Annotated in this window: 14 protein-coding genes; 4 read left to right on the top strand and 10 right to left on the bottom strand. The window is 42.1% G+C overall.

Annotated elements, in window-relative coordinates; translation table 11 throughout:
• Positions 1 to 311 precede the first annotated feature (311 nt).
• Positions 312 to 2,744 carry an FISUMP domain-containing protein gene (locus LA303_RS05970; protein WP_240527013.1) on the bottom strand — a complete coding sequence of 811 codons (2,433 nt, stop codon included), beginning with the start codon at positions 2,742 to 2,744 and terminating at the stop codon, positions 312 to 314.
• Positions 2,745 to 3,254: 510 nt separating this feature from the next.
• On the opposite strand from LA303_RS05970, the gene LA303_RS05965 reads away from it, so the two are divergent.
• Positions 3,255 to 3,554, top strand: coding sequence for an ArsR/SmtB family transcription factor (locus tag LA303_RS05965; RefSeq protein ID WP_240527012.1), 300 nt, complete (start codon positions 3,255 to 3,257; stop codon positions 3,552 to 3,554).
• 15 nt (positions 3,555 to 3,569) lie between these two features.
• Here LA303_RS05965 and LA303_RS05960 read toward each other — a convergent pair whose 3' ends face one another.
• The 6 genes from LA303_RS05960 to LA303_RS13525 all read right to left on the bottom strand — a co-directional run bounded on the left by LA303_RS05960 (position 3,570) and on the right by LA303_RS13525 (position 12,399).
• A complete protein-coding gene (locus LA303_RS05960) occupies positions 3,570 to 5,351 on the bottom strand; it encodes an Ig-like domain-containing protein (RefSeq protein WP_240527011.1) in 1,782 nt (593 codons plus the stop codon).
• Positions 5,352 to 5,467: 116 nt separating this feature from the next.
• A complete protein-coding gene (locus LA303_RS05955; protein WP_240527010.1) occupies positions 5,468 to 5,932 on the bottom strand; it encodes an FKBP-type peptidyl-prolyl cis-trans isomerase in 465 nt (154 codons plus the stop codon).
• Between the two features lie 131 nt (positions 5,933 to 6,063).
• On the bottom strand, positions 6,064 to 6,756 hold the full coding sequence (locus LA303_RS05950) for an SIR2 family NAD-dependent protein deacylase (protein ID WP_240527009.1): 693 nt from the start codon (positions 6,754 to 6,756) through the stop codon (positions 6,064 to 6,066).
• A gap of 83 nt (positions 6,757 to 6,839) precedes the next feature.
• Positions 6,840 to 7,778: a malate dehydrogenase gene (gene mdh / locus LA303_RS05945; protein ID WP_240527008.1), complete on the bottom strand. Its 939-nt coding sequence runs from the start codon at positions 7,776 to 7,778 to the stop codon at positions 6,840 to 6,842.
• A gap of 267 nt (positions 7,779 to 8,045) precedes the next feature.
• Positions 8,046 to 9,962 (bottom strand): AMP-dependent synthetase/ligase, encoded by a 1,917-nt coding sequence (locus LA303_RS05940; protein WP_240527007.1) that lies wholly within the window; start codon positions 9,960 to 9,962, stop codon positions 8,046 to 8,048.
• A 172-nt stretch (positions 9,963 to 10,134) separates the two neighbouring features.
• Complete coding sequence (locus tag LA303_RS13525) at positions 10,135 to 12,399, bottom strand: NADP-dependent malic enzyme (protein WP_240527006.1); 2,265 nt, start codon at positions 12,397 to 12,399, stop codon at positions 10,135 to 10,137.
• A gap of 116 nt (positions 12,400 to 12,515) precedes the next feature.
• Between LA303_RS13525 and LA303_RS05930 the strand changes: the two genes are divergently transcribed.
• Positions 12,516 to 13,100 (top strand): hypothetical protein, encoded by a 585-nt coding sequence (locus LA303_RS05930; protein ID WP_240527005.1) that lies wholly within the window; start codon positions 12,516 to 12,518, stop codon positions 13,098 to 13,100.
• A gap of 5 nt (positions 13,101 to 13,105) precedes the next feature.
• On the opposite strand, the gene LA303_RS05925 is transcribed toward LA303_RS05930, so the two are convergent.
• Both LA303_RS05925 and gpmA read right to left on the bottom strand, forming a co-directional pair.
• Positions 13,106 to 13,909 (bottom strand): metallophosphoesterase family protein, encoded by an 804-nt coding sequence (locus LA303_RS05925; RefSeq protein ID WP_240527004.1) that lies wholly within the window; start codon positions 13,907 to 13,909, stop codon positions 13,106 to 13,108.
• 7 nt (positions 13,910 to 13,916) lie between these two features.
• The gene (gene gpmA, locus LA303_RS05920; protein ID WP_240527003.1) at positions 13,917 to 14,663 is read right to left on the bottom strand and encodes a 2,3-diphosphoglycerate-dependent phosphoglycerate mutase; all 747 of its coding nucleotides are present in this window, start codon (positions 14,661 to 14,663) and stop codon (positions 13,917 to 13,919) included.
• Positions 14,664 to 14,724: 61 nt separating this feature from the next.
• Here gpmA and LA303_RS05915 point away from each other — a divergent pair, with 61 nt between their 5' ends.
• Together LA303_RS05915 and LA303_RS05910 are read left to right on the top strand one after the other, a co-directional pair.
• On the top strand, positions 14,725 to 15,336 hold the full coding sequence (locus LA303_RS05915) for a polysaccharide deacetylase family protein (protein WP_240527002.1): 612 nt from the start codon (positions 14,725 to 14,727) through the stop codon (positions 15,334 to 15,336).
• Positions 15,337 to 15,401: 65 nt separating this feature from the next.
• Positions 15,402 to 15,857 (top strand): regulatory protein RecX, encoded by a 456-nt coding sequence (locus LA303_RS05910; protein ID WP_240527001.1) that lies wholly within the window; start codon positions 15,402 to 15,404, stop codon positions 15,855 to 15,857.
• Between the two features lie 9 nt (positions 15,858 to 15,866).
• Here LA303_RS05910 and LA303_RS05905 read toward each other — a convergent pair whose 3' ends face one another.
• Positions 15,867 to 17,213: a short-chain fatty acid transporter gene (locus LA303_RS05905; RefSeq protein WP_240527000.1), complete on the bottom strand. Its 1,347-nt coding sequence runs from the start codon at positions 17,211 to 17,213 to the stop codon at positions 15,867 to 15,869.
• Positions 17,214 to 17,317 lie beyond the last annotated feature (104 nt).

Raw genomic sequence — 17,317 nt, 5'->3', positions numbered from 1 at the left:
AACATATAAACTACAAATTTAAAAATTGCAAATTAGCAAAAAAAAATATCTATTTAAACTTAACCACTAATATTTTTGCATTATTTAAGAGTTAACTTCATTATACATTGTATATCAGTTTCTCTCTGCCGGCGAAGTGATTCCCTTAATGGCCCTGCGGGCTGTTTTGGCCCCAGCAAAGCCAGCCGCTTCAAATCCCGGTATTTTAAGCGGTTGGCTTTTGTCCTGACATCCTTTACAACCGGTAAACATAGTTTCGACAATGACCAGCGAGTAGTAATTAATTTGGAACCCCACAATCGCCAAACAGCCTATTGATCCCGTACACACCGGACACTAAAACCGGACGCCTTATGGTCGCTATAGCGGCTTATTTCGCTGAAACCGGAGTCCAGGCAACGGCACCATGCATTTAGTGAGTCACTCGCCGTAACCGACCACCAGTAACCGCCATTACCCAAATCGTAGAAATATACCCTATTGCTGCGGCACCCCCCCGGAAGCGCCGAAAAGCCAACAGCATTGGTACCGTTGCCATAGTCCCAGCCACTTGTGCTTTTGAGCTTTTTGCCTTCATCGGTGCCACGGAAAATACCATCATCATCAGCATCTCTTTGGCTCATGCCAAGATTCATCTCCAGGGTTTTCCATTCATCATCGCTGGGCAAGTGCCAGCCGCTGGGGCAGGCATTTTTGGCAGCAGTCCAGTTGTACAATACACCATAGGTTTTATAATTCGTTGAGTCCTTCGCTTCCGATACACTGTCCCCCTGATAACCATAAACATAATAATAAGGATTGACAGAAGAACTATCAGAAGGCGGGTTTACACTTGGCAAATATTTCAGGTTTTCGGCCATCCATTCCTGGTTCCCTATTTTTACCGTTTTGTAGGTTTGGCCATCACGGGAATCGGTAAATGTACCGGTAGAATAGACTATGCATTTTTCAGTTTTCGTATCTGTACCATATTTATTTGTTGCGGTAAGGGTTACCGTGTAGACTCCAACCTGAGTGTATGTGTGGGTCGGGTTCCGCAGGGTACTGCTATCTCCATCGCCAAAATCCCAATGCCAGCTCGTAGGGGTATGGAGAGAGTGGTTCGTGAAAGTAACCGTTAAGGGGGCTGTACCACCTGTAGGGCTTGCTGTAAATCTAGCAATGGGAATATCTCCAACAACGATTGAATCGGTTTTTATAGCACCTGAACCATAGCTGTTGGTAACGGTTAAGGTTACCCGATAAGTCCCAGCATAGACATATGTGTGAGTCGGGTTCTGCAGGGTACTGGTATATCCATCGCCAAAATCCCAATGCCAGAATACAGGGGTGTTTGAAGAGTGGTCGGTGAAAGTAACCGTTAAGGGGACTTTACCACTTGTGGTACTTGCTGTAAAGTTAGCAACGGGGGCATGGTCACTGTCCCTGACACACCGGACACTATATCCGGTCGCCTTACCATTGGCGTTGTGGCCTACTCCGCTGAAACCGGAGCTTAGGTAACGGTACCATGCGTGTCTTGGGAGACATACCGTAGCCGACCACCAGTAACCGCCGTTACCCAAATCGCCAAAATCTCCACCGCCGTCGCAGTACCCCCCCGGAAGCGCCGAAAAGCCAACAGCATCGGTACCGTTGCCATCGTTTTGCCAGCCACTTGTGCTTTTTAGCTTTTTGCCTTCATCTGTGCCATGGACATCACTACTATCGGCAGCACTTTGGCTCATGCCAAGATACATCTCCAGGATTTTCCATTCATCATCGCTGGGCAAGTGCCAGCCGCTGGGACAGGCATTTTTGGCAGCAGTCCAGTTGTACAATACACCATAAGTTTTATAATTTGTTGTATCCTTCGCTTCCGATACACTGTCCCCCCGATAACCATAAACATAATAATAGGCAGAATCTTTAGAACCCTGCGAAGGCGGGCTTACACTTGGCATATATTTCAGGTTTTCGGCCATCCATTCCTGGTTCCCTATTTTTACCGTTTTGTAGGTTTGACCATCACGGGAATCGGTGAAAGTACCGGTCAATAAGGTATCGTGTTTTAAAACAAAACTTATTGTTCCCGAACCGGAAACTTTAATTGTAATTGGAGATGCATAATATTGATTTTTATAAACGGAAAACCGAAGACTGTCTCCCAACTTAAAACTAAAATCGCTTGTGGATGTTTGTTTTGTGTCTTTAAATCCATTGGACAGCGGGGTCGCATTTTGAATACTCATGGTTACAGCAGAAGTCCCCTCTTTTTTTAACCCTGCGCCTTTAAAAGTCTGAATACCTAAATCCGATTTTATTTCAACCAGGTATAATCCGGGGGACCCAAAATGAAAGTTGATCAGGCTATTTCTGTTTAACCTTACATTGCTGGCAGCATATACCCTTTGTCCCTGCATATTATAAACAAAGATGTTTAATGATGAAAAATCGTTTATATTACAGGCAAGGCTCAATAATCCGGGGGTATTAATATACGTGGAAAAGGCTGATGATTCTTTTAAGTTGTGTATTCCCGTGGCACCCCAAAAGGCCTGTTTTGTTAAATTGATATTGTAATCGGGTAAATCCGGAAGGTTTTTGAATAAAAGTCGGGTATTGTTGGTTAAATTTTCCACAAGAATGGAATCAAGGGAAGTGTTCTGATTATCTATTTTTCCATTAATGGTATAAATGACATCTTGCGAATACAGTGCATTAAATGAAAAAAGAATTAATAGGATTAGTAAAAAATTTTTCATGATACAAGGTTCTGTTATAAAGATTAATCTGAATTATTCTATTCATAGTATAATATTGTAATTCGTTCATATGAATGGCTTTACATATATACAACATATAAACTACAAATTTAAAAATTGCAAATTAGCAAAAAAAAATATCTATTTAAACTTAACCACTAATATTTTTGCATTATTTAAGAATTAACTTCATTATACATTGTATATCAGTTTTTTATTTTTTATTTTACCTTTTTCTGTGTACTGACCAATATTTAAGCTCTTTTGGTTTTTATTTCGGCTTATGAGTCAGAAAAAACCAAATGTACTTAAATGTGCATAAACTTTCATTCTGTTATTAACTCCTAAAAAAACAATTGATTATGAAAAGTAGCCGAACAGCCACTCTTTTTTTATATCTGATTCTTTCTTATTTAGACCCAGTATAAAAACATAGATATAGCTAACATATATACATATTTATTTCTTTGTAAAAAAATTATTCTATTTTTGCAGAAAAATATCATCATTATGGCAAACTTTGAAATTAACATCGAGAAACTGGAAATGGCAGCCGGGAAATTAAGAGCCATTTCTCACCCATTACGCATTGCTATTCTGGAATTACTGGCTCAAGGCAAGCCTTTGAGTGTTACTGAGATTTATAAAACGTTAAAAATAGAACAAGCAACGGCTTCACACCATCTCAATATTTTGAAAAATAAAAATGTTCTGGTTTCAAAACGCGACGGAAAAAAGATTTTTTATTCACTCCGGAGCAACACGTTAATGGAAATTATCGAATGCATCAACCGGTGTAACGAAGAATAATAGTCTTCCACAAAATCAGAATTTCCACGTTTCATTCATATCCCAGTTAGCACGTAACTGGATGGTCTTACCAAAGTAAATTACTTTTTCGGGAAGTTTTTTCTGAAGATAATTGCCCGGATCCCATTTTTTATTTCCATTGGTGTCAAAAATAATCTTGAACCGGTATTTTCCGGGATTCATCCGGACAAAATGCAAGGTTGTAGGAGACGCAAAATACCTTACAGCAATCAGATTTCCTTTGGCGTCCAGCAGCTTAAAAATATAATGTCCGGTTTGTTTGGGCTGAACCTTTACATTTATCTCTCCGTAATCTTTCAAGGGTTTTGCCCTTAAAACAATGACAATCTTTTTATTATAAAAACCATTCCAGTCGATTACCGATGAGTCGGGAATAATCAGCTTATAGGAACTCTCATCTTTTATTTTCATCGGAAAATATACTTTCCGGTGCAAATCGTCGAGAAAAGAGTAAGCCGGATGCCAGACAGAATCTTTATTTTGAACCAGCAAAATAGAATCGTCAATAATCTTTTCAACAGGTTGACCAAAAGTAAGTACCAGTTTTTCGCCGGGTTTTATATTTCCATCATGATTGGCCTTCCATGACAAATACACCACTTTTTTCTTGTGATGTTTTCGTTTTCTTCCTGTAAGCCCCCGGCGCGGAACAACCCGCAAACTTTTATTCTCAAGTGTATCTTTCCCGTTCATCACCAAAAGGTCCAGCGTATCCGGATGAGGAATACGTAAATACCAAAAAAGCGTATCGCGGTTTTTGGTCCATTCGCTCCGGTACCAAACATTTTCCGGATGATAATGAAGGGAATGAATCGTAATATTCTTTGCCGGAATCCGAAAAACAAACCGGATGGTGTTGAGCCGGGCCAAAGAAATTTCTTCTATCTGCTGCACCTTCGGAGTTTCTTTAAAAAGATACAGCTGATACGGCGTCAGCTTACTATTAGCCAATGAATCAGCAACTTTCCATAAAGAATCGGAAATCATTTGAGCAGAATCAGAAGGCAGTCCTTTAGTCAGCGAATCCAGCAAAACCGTATCGATATGTGGTTTCGGACGGTATTGCGGGGTAACCAATGAATCAAGAAAAGCAATATCTTCTCCCGGCTGATCGTAGGTCAGACTATAGTTCTGATCTTTCAGGGCAAAAATCAAATACGATGTATCGGCCAGTCCGTTAAAAAAGAATTTTCCGTTTTTATCGGTTTTACTCAAATAATAAGGCTTAACCCGTAACGGCAAACTATCAAAAGGAACGGTATCATTATCATTTTTGTACAACATGACAAAAACGCCGTCCACCGGTTTCAGATCACGGGCATCAACTACTTTTCCCCGCAGGCTTAACGAATCGATTTTTTTACCCGTTGAAAAAACGTAGGTGAAATTGTGTAAAGGATTTCCTTCATCCACATCCTGAATGGCATCACCAAAAAATACGGAATAAGTCGTATTGGGCTTAAGCGGCTCATTAAAACGGACAATCAAAGTTTTTTTCCGTATCCGAAAATCAGGCGGCTTTAGCATGGGAGGCGAAACAAGCAACTGTTTGCCAATTTCTTTCAGCTGTACATATTCATCAAAAGTCAGGCTGAATTTATTTCCTGTAAAACCCGTACTGTGGTTAGGAGGAACCGCTTCCACAATTTTAGGCGGAGTAACATCCTTTGGGCCTCCTGTTGGGGCCATTACGTTGGCACAACGGAACAAAGCTGCAACCATCAAAACCACCAACGAAAACAACAGTACTTTCCGGAAAAAACTCTGTAATTTCATCAGGACAAAGATGCAAAAAATAAACCATTCACCGTGGCAAAGCCCGATAAATTATACCCACTACATTTGAAAATGTAGTGGATACATTTCGGTTTACACCGCTGTTAGATCAAACATTATTCGTTTGAAACGGTATGCAAAGTCACATCGAATCCCAGCACAGTATTCGGAGGTATTATGCCCGCGCCGCTTTCTCCATACGCAGCAGCCGAGGGAATCAGCAAGGTTATTTTTCCACCTTCGCCAATAAGCGGCAATCCTTCTTGCCATCCGTCAATCACTTCCGGTAAGGTAAACGAAACATCTGTTCCCTGATCAAAAATCCGGTCATCCATAAAATAACCCGTATAATCGACAGTACAGGTTGAACTCATATCCGGATGGACTGACGAACCACTGTCTTCAATTACATAATAAAGTCCGGACTCTGTAAACTCACCATTCAATTGATGAGAAGCTACGTAATCCAGAATCAGTTCGTGATCTTTTTCTGCCTGATCATCACTCTTGGAACAGCCGGTCATGGAAAATAAAACCAAAGCCATAAACATACCCAAAGCGGGTAAAACCATTTTTTTCATTTGTTTAAAATTTAGAAATTACTACTTACAAGGTAATCACAAAGTAGCACACCCAGTAATACGAGACAACCACTTTGCTTTTACTTCCTTTTCCCTGTCCACAAAGAGTGTCAAAAATACAAAAAAACTGGTCAGGCAAACCGATTTAACATTTTTTCAACTAATTTAGGCAATACTTTTCCTGCTTTTTCACGGATCACTTCAAGTTTTGGCACCCCGTGTACCGGAAAAGCCTGCGGATCCACATAAAATTTGGGCACATCCCTTTCGACATATCGAATCAATCCGGCAGCCGGATAAACCACCAGCGAAGTTCCAATCACCAAAAAAATATCCGCAGTTTTTGCTATTTGTACCGCTTGATCAAACAGGGGAACCGGCTCGCCAAACCAAACAATATGCGGTCTGAGCTGGGAACCTTTTTCGCAGGTATCTCCCATTTTCAGCTCCCAATGGTCGAGTTCATAGACCAAATCCGGATCTACTGTGCTACGGGCTTTTTTCAATTCGCCATGCAGATGAAGAACATGTGACGAACCGGCCCGCTCATGCAGATCATCCACATTCTGGGTAATAATCTGTACATCAAATTTTTCTTCTAACCGCACCAAGGCACGATGTCCGGCATTGGGTTCCACTTCAAACAATTGTTTCCGGCGCTGGTTATAAAATTCCAGTACCACTTCCGGATGTTTTTCCCAGGCTTCCGGCGAAGCCACTTCCTCAATCCGGTAATTATTCCACAAGCCGTTACTATCCCGAAAAGTACGGATCCCGCTTTCGGCACTCATCCCGGCACCGGTTAAAACCACCAAGCATTTCATAGGCTTTTGTTTTTTGAAGTCAAGATACAAAAAAAGCGTTTCCCAAAAGGAAACGCTTTTAAATCAGAGTTATGAATACTCTTTTAGAACAGTTTCATATCATCATAAACCTTCATCACGTCTTTCACGTGTTGCGAAGAAGCGTGCAACAGAGCCAATTCTTCGTCATTCAGTTCAATTTCAATGATTTCTTCAATTCCATTACGTCCCAGTTTCACCGGTGAACCCAGATAGACATCTTTTTCGCCCCATTGTCCGTCAAGACGCACACAGCAGGGGAAGATATGGTTCTGGTTCAGGATAACTGACTCTACCATCTGTGCAGCAGAAGCACCCGGAGCATACCAGGCAGAAGTACCCAACAGGTTTACAATTTCGCCACCACCTTTTTTGGTCCGTTCAACAATGGCATCCAAACGTTCTTTAGGAATCAGCTCAGTAACCGGAATACCGGAAACCGTGGTGTAACGCGGCAATGGAACCATGGTATCACCATGACCACCCAGCAGCAAAGCCTGAATATCCATTGGAGAAACATTCAGTTCAGTGGCAATGAAAGCACGATAGCGGGCAGTATCCAATACGCCAGCCTGACCAAATACTTTGCTGGCATCTTTTCCGGAAGCCATATGAGCAGCATAAGTCATTACGTCCAAAGGATTGGAAACCACAATAATAATAGCATCCGGCGAAGCGGCCATTACATTATCGGTAACCGATTTTACAATTTTGGCATTAGTGGAAATCAAATCATCACGTGACATTCCGGGTTTACGCGGAATACCCGATGTAATCACCACAACATCCGATCCTTCAGTTTTAGAATAATCATTGGTAGAACCAATTACACGTGTATCAAAATGATTAATAGCAGAACTTTCCCATATATCAAGGGCTTTGCCTTCGGCCAGTCCTTCTTTAATATCAACGATCACCACTTCATCGAGAAAATTCTTTTGGGCTAAAACATCAGCACAGGTAGCACCCACGGCGCCTGCACCTACTACAGTTACTTTTTTCATGACTTTATTTTTTAAATGAACTCGCTTAAATTTTCATCCAAAATTACAAATTCTCCAAAGAAAATGATTCTTAAAAAATGATAAATCTCTGTTTGACTGTGAATTTATAGCGCATCTAAATTAACCCGGCCTCTCCCGGTAAAAAGCAAGACATCCCTCACCCACACGAACAAGCGTCCGGTTTTTACCGAACATTCTCATTCTGTTTATAAAGGTAAAACAAGAATTGTTTATCTCAGAAAAGGCGGGGACCGACCGGCTTAAAAACTAATCCGATTTGTTTCCGAAAAGTTTTTGGATAGCCGCCATGTTTCGCTCATTCAAAATATTTTTTCCGGCCGGGGAATACAGGTAATCAATCAGGTCTTTATAATGTTCCACCACCCGGTTTCGCACCATTTTCATGGTAGAGTTCAGCATACGGTTTTCTTCGGTAAACGGTTCATCCATGATTCCCACAGCTGCCGGCAACCACCGTCCCGGAAACATGTTTTCATATTTTCCGCCGGGCAAAAACTGATCGATGTCTGTTTTTATCAATTCCAGCATAATCTTGTCATAATCCGCATTCTCTCTCGTCAGATCCAACTCTTTTAATGCGGCTTTGAGTGCCGGCATATTCGGATAGATCAATCCGATGGTATAGGCATTCTGATTGTTATACAACATGCATTGTTCGATGTAACGCGACTGCTCAACAAGGGCTTCTTCAATACCTTCGGGGCTGTATTTTTCGCCATCATTACCAATCAGCAGGCTTTTAAACCGTCCGAGCACATACAAAAATCCATCCTTGTCCATATAACCCATATCTCCGGTATGGAGCCATCCTTCTTTGATGGTTTCTGCAGTAGCCGTTTCATTTTTCCAATATCCCTTCATGACATTTTCGCCACGGATAACAATTTCGCCTTTTTCGCCAACCGGTAATTCTTTTCCGTTATCATCACAAATCTTCAGCTCCAGATTTTTCACCAAATAACCGGACGAACCCAGTTTATGCTTATCCGGACTATTGGATGAAATAACCGGAGACGCTTCAGAAAGTCCATATCCCTGATAAACAGGAATTCCGATGGCATAGAAAAACCGCTGCAAATCGATATCGAGCAAGGCACCCCCACCGATAAAAAAGCGGAGACGTCCGCCAAAACCTTCGCGAATTTTACTGAACAAAATTTTGTCGTATAACTGCACCAAGGGTTTCAGCACTTTTCGCCAGCCTTTTCCTTTGTCCCAACCAATTCCATTATAGGTATAAGCCACTTTCATGGCCTGCTGAAACAGCTTTTCGGTCACTTTTCCTTTAGCCCGGATGCCCGCTTCAATATTTTTCCGGAAATTTTTTGACAGGGCCGGAACGCTCAAAAGAAAAGTAGGCTTAATTTCTTTGATGTTTTTAGGAATATTCCGCAGTGTTTCCATCGGGGTTTTCCCCAATTCAACCACCGCCATGGAAGCCCCCTGACGAATTAGCGTATAAAGGCCTACCGTATGTGCAAACGAATGATCCCAGGGCAATATCAACAGGGTCACAAAATCTTCCGTAACCGTCATCAACGAATTGGCTTGTTCCACATTGGCCGTATAATTGCGGTGGGTCAGCATAATTCCTTTCGGATCGGCTGTAGTACCGGAAGTATAACTGATGTTGGCCAAGTCACCGGGTTGTATTGATTTCCAGCGTGTCTCCAGTTCAGCTCTCCATTCCGGAAAGATTTTCTTTCCGTTATCATACACATCCTGATAACTCTTCTCGTTGCCGGAAAGCGTATTGGCACGACCTATCACAATGAAAGTTTGGGCTTTAGGAATATCGTCCCGGATATTTCTCACCTTGTCAGCCTGCCGTTCACTACAAATCACCCAACGGCATTCAGCATGTTTTATCCTGAACGACAGCTCTTTGGGCTCATTAATTTTTACAGAAAGGGGAATATTTACCGCTCCCAGATAAAGAATAGCCAGTTCTGCAACCAGCCACTCGCTGCGTCCTTCCGAAAGCATCGCCACACGGTCACCTTTTTCCACCCCGATTGCCGACAATCCTGCCGCAAGATGGTATACCTGTTCCTGAATCTGGCGAAAAGTAATTCCTTTGTACTCTCCATTTTCTTTTTCCCAAACCAAAACATTATCGGGATATTTTTTTACGCTTTCTTCAAATAAAAAAGGGATTGTCATTCGCTTTTGTTTTTAATTGGAAATTTTAGCGGGCAAAATACTAAGATTTTTTGAAACAGGAACACTCCTTTCATCATCGGCATAAACTTTTGAATTACAGATAAAAAAAACAGCCCCGAGAAATCTCAGGGCTGTTTTTTATTTCGGAACCGGACTTTGCCGGAACCTGTAACTACTGATTCTGGGCATCCATAACGGCGACCATAATCATATTTACAATTTCATTGACGCCACTACCCATTTGCAAAACGTGAACCGGTTTGTTCATTCCGTTCAAAATGGGGCCGATAATTTCAAATCCGGCGGCTTTATTCAACAATTTGTACGCAATATTAGCCGAAGAAAGATCGGGGAAGATGAGCGTATTCACCCGTTTACCCAAAATCTTAGCAAAGGAGAAACTTTCTTTCATCAGTTCCTGATCCAAGGCAATATTGGCCTGAATTTCACCATCCACCATTAACTCCGGATTTTTCTCATGCAAAATACTTACGGCCTGACGCACTTTCACGGGTTCCGAAGCATCCACCGAGCCAAAATTAGAGTACGAAAGCATGGCGATGTTAGGCTCCATACCAAAACGTTTTACCACTTCGGCTGTTTGCAGGGTAATTTCAACCAGATCGTCTGCCGAAGGCTGTTTGTTTACCGTACAATCGCTCAGGAACAACGGACCTTCTTTGGTTATCACAATATAGATACCACTTACAATTTGTACACCTTCTTTAATTCCGATAACATGAAGGGCCGGCCGGATAGTATCCGGATAATTCCGGTTAATTCCGGACAAAACCGCATCTGCTTCTCCGTTCTCAACCAACATGGAGCTGTAGTAACTGTCTAATTTCATGTACTCTTTGGCAGCCAGAAGGGTCATGCCGCGGCGTTTTCTCTTTTCGAAAAGCTGCCGGACATAGTCTTTCATCTTTTCTTTGTTTTCCGGTGCTTTCGGATCGATAATCCGTACATCGTTCAGTTCCAGTTCGTGTTCGGCAATAATCTTTTTGATTTTTCTTTCACTTCCCATCAAAACCGGCTCAGCCAATTTTTCGTTGACCACGATTTCTGCAGCTTTCAGCACTTTGTAATGCTCGGCATCTGCCAACAACACCCGTTTAGGATCTTTCCGGCAGGTAGCTTTCATTTGCCGTTTCAGCGGATTGGTCAATCCCATCCGTTTCCGCAGTTCTTCTTTGTATTTTTCCCAATCTTCAATGGAGCGACGAGCTACACCCGACTCCATAGCCGCCAATGCAACAGCAGGGGCTACCGTTTCGATCAAACGCGGGTCGGTCGGTTTAGGGATAAGGTAATCCGGACCGAATTTAAGGTTATTGGTTCCAAAAGCAATATTTACTTCTTCCGGTACAGGCTCGCGAGCCAGTCCGGCCAGTGCTTTTGCAGCCGCCAGTTTCATCTCATCATTGATCTTGGAAGCCCTGACATCCAAAGCACCACGGAAAATAAACGGAAATCCCAACACATTATTAATTTGATTGGGATAATCGGAACGTCCGGTAGCCATGATAACGTCATCGCGGGTTTTGGTAGCCAAATCGTAAGAAATTTCAGGAACCGGATTGGCCAGCGCAAAAACAATCGGGTTATCCGCCATGGAAAGAAGCATTTCCGGAGATAACAAATCGGCTACAGAAAGTCCGAGAAACATATCGGCCCCTTTAATCGCTTCTTCCAGGGTATGTACCGGCAAGTCGGTAGCAAATTGTTTTTTAATCTCGTTCAAATCCGTCCGGTCTTTGTGAATAACACCGTGGCTATCGACCAAAACGATATTTTTAGGATTGGCTCCCAGCTTGATATATAAACGGGTACAGGAAACGGCTGCTGCCCCGGCTCCACTCACTACGATTTTTATATCTTCAATTTTTTTACCGATGAGATCCAGCGCATTCAGAAGGCCTGCTGATGAAATAATAGCGGTTCCGTGTTGATCATCGTGCATCAACGGAATATCCAGCTCTTCTTTTAGCCGGTCTTCAATATAAAAACACTCGGGGGCTTTGATATCTTCAAGGTTGATCCCTCCGAAAGTCGGAGCAATCGCTTTTACCGCTTCGATCAATTTGTCGGGATCCTTTTCATTGATCTCGATATCAAAGACATCCACATCGGCAAAGACTTTAAATAACAATCCTTTACCTTCCATAACCGGTTTTCCGGCCAACGGACCGATATCACCCAGTCCTAAAACAGCCGTACCGTTTGAAATCACTGCCACCAAATTGCCTTTGGCAGTGTATTTGTAAACATCTTCAGGGTTCTTTTTGATGGCCAGACACGGATCGGCCACACCAGGAGTATAAGCCAAAGATAAATCTCTTTGCGTTGAATAGGGTTTGGTGGGAATCACTTCAATTTTCCCGGGGCGCCCTAATGCATGATAATTGAAAGCATCCTTTCGAAATAATTTGTCCATTTTTTTTATTTTTATGACCTCACAAAAGTACAATTATTTAATATCTAATGGGCTTTTATAGAAAAAATATTGTTAATTTATAAACAATAAAACTACCATCATAAGAAACTATTATTGTGAACCTTACAAAAAGAAAGAATTATAGAAACTGGATTATTATCGGAGGTACGGGAAGAAATGTCGGAAAAACCACACTGACAGAGAAACTGATTAAAAAATTCAGCCAAACCATTGCGGTAACTGCAGTAAAAATTTCCAATATCCGGCCGGAAAATGAAAATTTTCACGGACATGATGTACATCTTTTCAATTCAAAAATCCGGATGGAGAAAGAAACCCGGATAAACGGGAACAAAGACACCATGCGTTTTTTAACCGCCGGAGCCCAAACTTCATGGTTTATTCAGACAAAAGATGAATTTTTGGACGAAACTTTTCCGGAGATGGAAAAAATTCTGGGCTCTGCATCCTGGATTATTTGTGAATCAAACAGTTTGATTGATTATGTGCGTCCCGGAATTTTTATCATGGTGAAAGGAGATGAAACTACAACAGCCCCAAAAGAGGTTTCCGGATTACTACAAAAGGCTGATGTAGTGATAAATGCCCTTAACGAAATCGAATTTAACAGAATAACAAAACAGATAGAAAAAGATAAAAGCGGCTTTTTTCTTCCGGGAGAAAAGAGACTGCCCGAATAACCAGCTTAAAAAGGTTTGTTGTAATCCACCGCATCCACCACTGTTTGCACCCAATATTTCATGGCTTCGGTTTCCAGAACAACCAGATTACCGTAGCCCGCCCTGCCGGTCATGTAAATTCCGTTGTCCAGATCAATAAAAGGCGGATTTTTTTGTTTAACGGCCATATCAATCAGTTCGAGATTAACCGGCACGTGGCCGTGAATCAATATTTTATGATTAATTTTTTCCGGTTTCACCACAAACTCCCGGACCCAAAGCATGTAACGAAGATTTTCAAAAGGATTGTCATCATCAAAATCCAAACCGGCATGTACAGCCACAAATTTCCCGGTTTCCACATAATATTCGAGCTGTTCCATCCAGCGGATATACTTTTCAGGAATTCCGGCAGCATTTGAAACCCCAAAACTGTCGAGCGTTTGTTTTCCCCCAAATTTTTCCCACTGTTTTTGTTCGGTGGTTTTGCCTTTTATTCCCCAAAAAGACTTTTTATCCTTTTCGGCATACCAGGCTTTTACGCATGATTCTTCATGATTCCCCTTGAGTGCAGTCACCCGGAAACCGTTCTTTTGCAAATCCATAATCAAATCCAGCACTCCTTTGCTGTCCGGTCCACGGTCGATATAGTCACCAAGAAAAATCAGCCGGTCGGCTTTATCGGGTTTAATTTTTTGATGGAGTAAAGTTTCCAATGTGGCAGCACAGCCATGCAAATCGGGTATGATCCAGGTTTTAGGCATAAAGTTATTATCGAACTTTGTTGGCAGGAGAGAAATCTTTTTATGGCGGGGCAAATGCCCCGCCATAAAAAGACTATTTTGCTTTCGCTTGATTAGCGACTTTTTCCATCAGTTTTTTCACTTCTTCCGGATCACCAAGGAAGTAATCCTTCACAAAGTTCATCTCATCATCAAACTCAAATACATAAGGAATTCCTGTAGGGATATTGAATTTCAGGATTTCTTCCTTACTCATTCCTTTTAAATGCATCACCAGTGCCCGCAAACTGTTTCCGTGGGCAGCCACCAGCAAATCGCCCTGTTTTTCAAGCGACGGTTTAATTTCACTTTCCCAGTAAGGAAGCATCCGTTCGATCACTTCTTTCAGGGATTCGGTTTTAGGAAGTTCATCCGGGCTCAAATCGGCATAACGCGGATCGAAACGCGGATTCCGTTCGTCGTCGTCAGCCAGTGGTTCCGGCGGAACGTCAAAACTGCGGCGCCACATCAGTACTTTTTCTTCGCCAAACTTTTTAGCGGTTTCGGCTTTGTTCAGCCCTTGCAAATTTCCGTAATGTTTTTCGTTCAACCGCCAGCTTTTGCGTTCTTCAATCCACATCAAATCCATTTCTTCCAGCATCAGCCACAACGTTTTAATGGCACGTGTAAGATATGAGGTGTAAGCCAGCCTAAACTGGAAACCTTCTTTTTTCAGGGTTTGTCCTGCTTTTTTGGCTTCCTGAATTCCTTGTTCCGAAAGCGGAACATCTGTCCATCCCGTAAACCGGTTTTCCTTATTCCAGACACTTTCTCCGTGTCGAACCAATACCAGTCTTTTCATAACTTTTAAAATTTAATTTTTATTTTTTTATTCCCGGCAAGGCCGTATCTTTGTAGTCGTCATGAAATTTCAAACACCAACATTTATTCACCGCCTGTTTCCGGAACTCCTTTGGAACGTACCAGTTACAGACCCTGTTATTTATCTCACTTTCGATGACGGACCTCATCCGGACATCACGCCAAAAGTACTGAATATTCTTGCGCAGTTTGAAGCCAAAGCCTGTTTTTTTTGTGTCGGGGATAATGTCCGGAAATATCCCAAAGTTTTTCATGCCGTACAAAAAGCCGGACATCTGACAGGAAACCATACTTTTCATCACATCAACGGATGGCGTACTCCGGATGAAATTTATTTCCGTGATGTTGCCGATTGTCAAAAACTGGTGCATGCCCGCTATTTCAGGCCGCCTTATGGAAAAATAAGACCTTCTCAAATGAAGGTTCTTAAAAAACATTACCAGCTGGTTATGTGGTCGGTCGTTACCTTTGACTATGCCGCTGATGTTTCTGAGAAAGAATGCCTGGAAACGGCCATCAGCAAAACGAACCGCGGTAGCATTGTGGTATTCCACGACAGTTTGAAAGCAGAAAAAAACATGCTTTATGCCCTCCCCCGCTTTTTGGAACACTTTTCCAAAAAAGGTTACCGGTTCGAAACCTTTTTACCCTGAGGCTCCCTGCTTAAAACAATATTTTTGTATTTTCGACCGGATAATTTTTTTAAAAGGCAACCCTTATGACACCTCCTCCGGAATATCTTCTTGAAAAAGCGCGTCATTACTGTGCTTACCAGGAACGGTCTATTTTTGATGTAAAACAAAAACTACAACAATGGAAAGCTTCCGAAACAGCTATCCAGGAGATAATCAAAACGCTGAAAGCAGAAAATTATATCAACGAAGAACGTTTTGTAAAAGCTTTTGCCATCGGAAAACTACGTCATAACAAATGGGGACGCAACAAAATCATTCAGGCTTTAAAACAGAAGCAAATTCCCGATTTATATATACAAATCGGGCTGGGTGAAATTGACGAAGAAGAATATCTGAACACGCTTAAAGCCGTTTTATCTAACAAAACCGTAAAAGCCAACGACGAATTTACCCGGAAAAATAAACTGATCCGGTATGCTGTTCAGAAAGGATTCCAACCGGAACTGGCACGAAAAATACTGGACGAAAACGATTTTTAAACCGGAAATTTAAAACAACAACAAGCCGGCAATAAAGATTACCCCACCACAAAGGAAAAGCAAAAAAGTATAAGGAACGATATCGCGGGCTTTGAGTCCGGTAATTCCCAACAACGGCAAAGCCCAAAAGGGTTGCAGCATATTGGTCCATTCATCACCGTAAGCCAATGCCATCACCACTTTGGGAATGGAAACGCCCAAATGCTTGGCCGCTTCCACAATCACGGGTCCCTGCACAGCCCATTGTCCGCCACCCGACGGCACGAAGAAATTGACCAGCCCGGCGCTAAACAAAGTATTTACCGGCAAAAGCACGGGAGAAGAAATATGGACAAAGGCATCGGTAAATACCAAAAACAGTCCCGAATATTTCATGAGCCCCATAATACCGGCATATAAAGGAAACTGAATCAGAATACCGGATGCAGCCCGGATAGATTTTGACACAAAATCCTGGAAAACAGCCACATTTGGCGTCAGCAAAATCCCCAGAGTAAACAATGAAAAATTAATGTAATTCAGATTGATGAATCCCAGGTTTCCGGCTTTCACCGCAAGATATACCGACGTAAAAAGAAAAACCACCCCCAAAAACAGGGCAAACCCACGGGAATAATCCAGTTTATCCGCACCTGTCGGATTTTCCGGATGTTCATCAACAGCCTTTTCTGAAAGTTCTTTCAATACAATTTTCTGTTTTTCTCCCTTTTTTGCCGCCCACATCATCACCAACGGCAAAACGATCAGCAATGTCAGACTAACCACCAGGTTCATGTGAGAAAAAATGGTTTCATTCAACGGGATCACACCAATTTTGTCCACCAAAAAATGTCCTTTTTCGGCAATCTTCAGTGGTGCCGATCCGGAAAGTCCGCCATGCCAAACCATCAATCCGGCATAACCGGCTGCCCCGATTAACGGATAATTAAAAGCTTGTTTGCGTTTTGAAAAATCCTCACCCACTTTACGGGCAAAAACGGCACCGAAAATAAGCCCCAGTCCCCAGTTCAGAAAACTGAACACCAACGTCAGAAAAGTAACCAAAAAAGCAGCCTTGGGCATGGTATCAGCATAATTGGTCATGATTTGAATAAGCCGGTTTACCGGTTTGGTCAATGCCAGCACATACCCCAGCACCAGCATCAACATCATTTGCATGGAAAATCCCAGCAGCTCCCAAAAACCTTTGGCCCAAAACCCGGCCAGTTCAAAAAGATGAGGCTCTCCCGGATGTTTTACCGGCGTAAGCCACAAAGCAAGAGCAAACGTAAGATAAGTCAACAGCACCGCAATGGTAAAAGGAGAAGGAAGAATGCGACGCAAAAAATCAGTGAAACGCGTAATCAATCTCATCATAAAGAACCTTTTTATGCTATAAAATTAAAAATTTCCCCATAAATCAATAACCTTTTACAAACTTTGCTTCAGGTCTTTCTGCTGCCGGGTAATTTATATTTTTT

The sequence above is a fragment of the Candidatus Sulfidibacterium hydrothermale genome (genome assembly GCF_020149915.1).
Lineage (GTDB): Bacteria > Bacteroidota > Bacteroidia > Bacteroidales > F082 > Sulfidibacterium > Sulfidibacterium hydrothermale.
The sequence above is the reverse complement of the archived record's forward strand: the minus strand, read 5'-3'. Positions and strand labels throughout refer to the sequence as shown.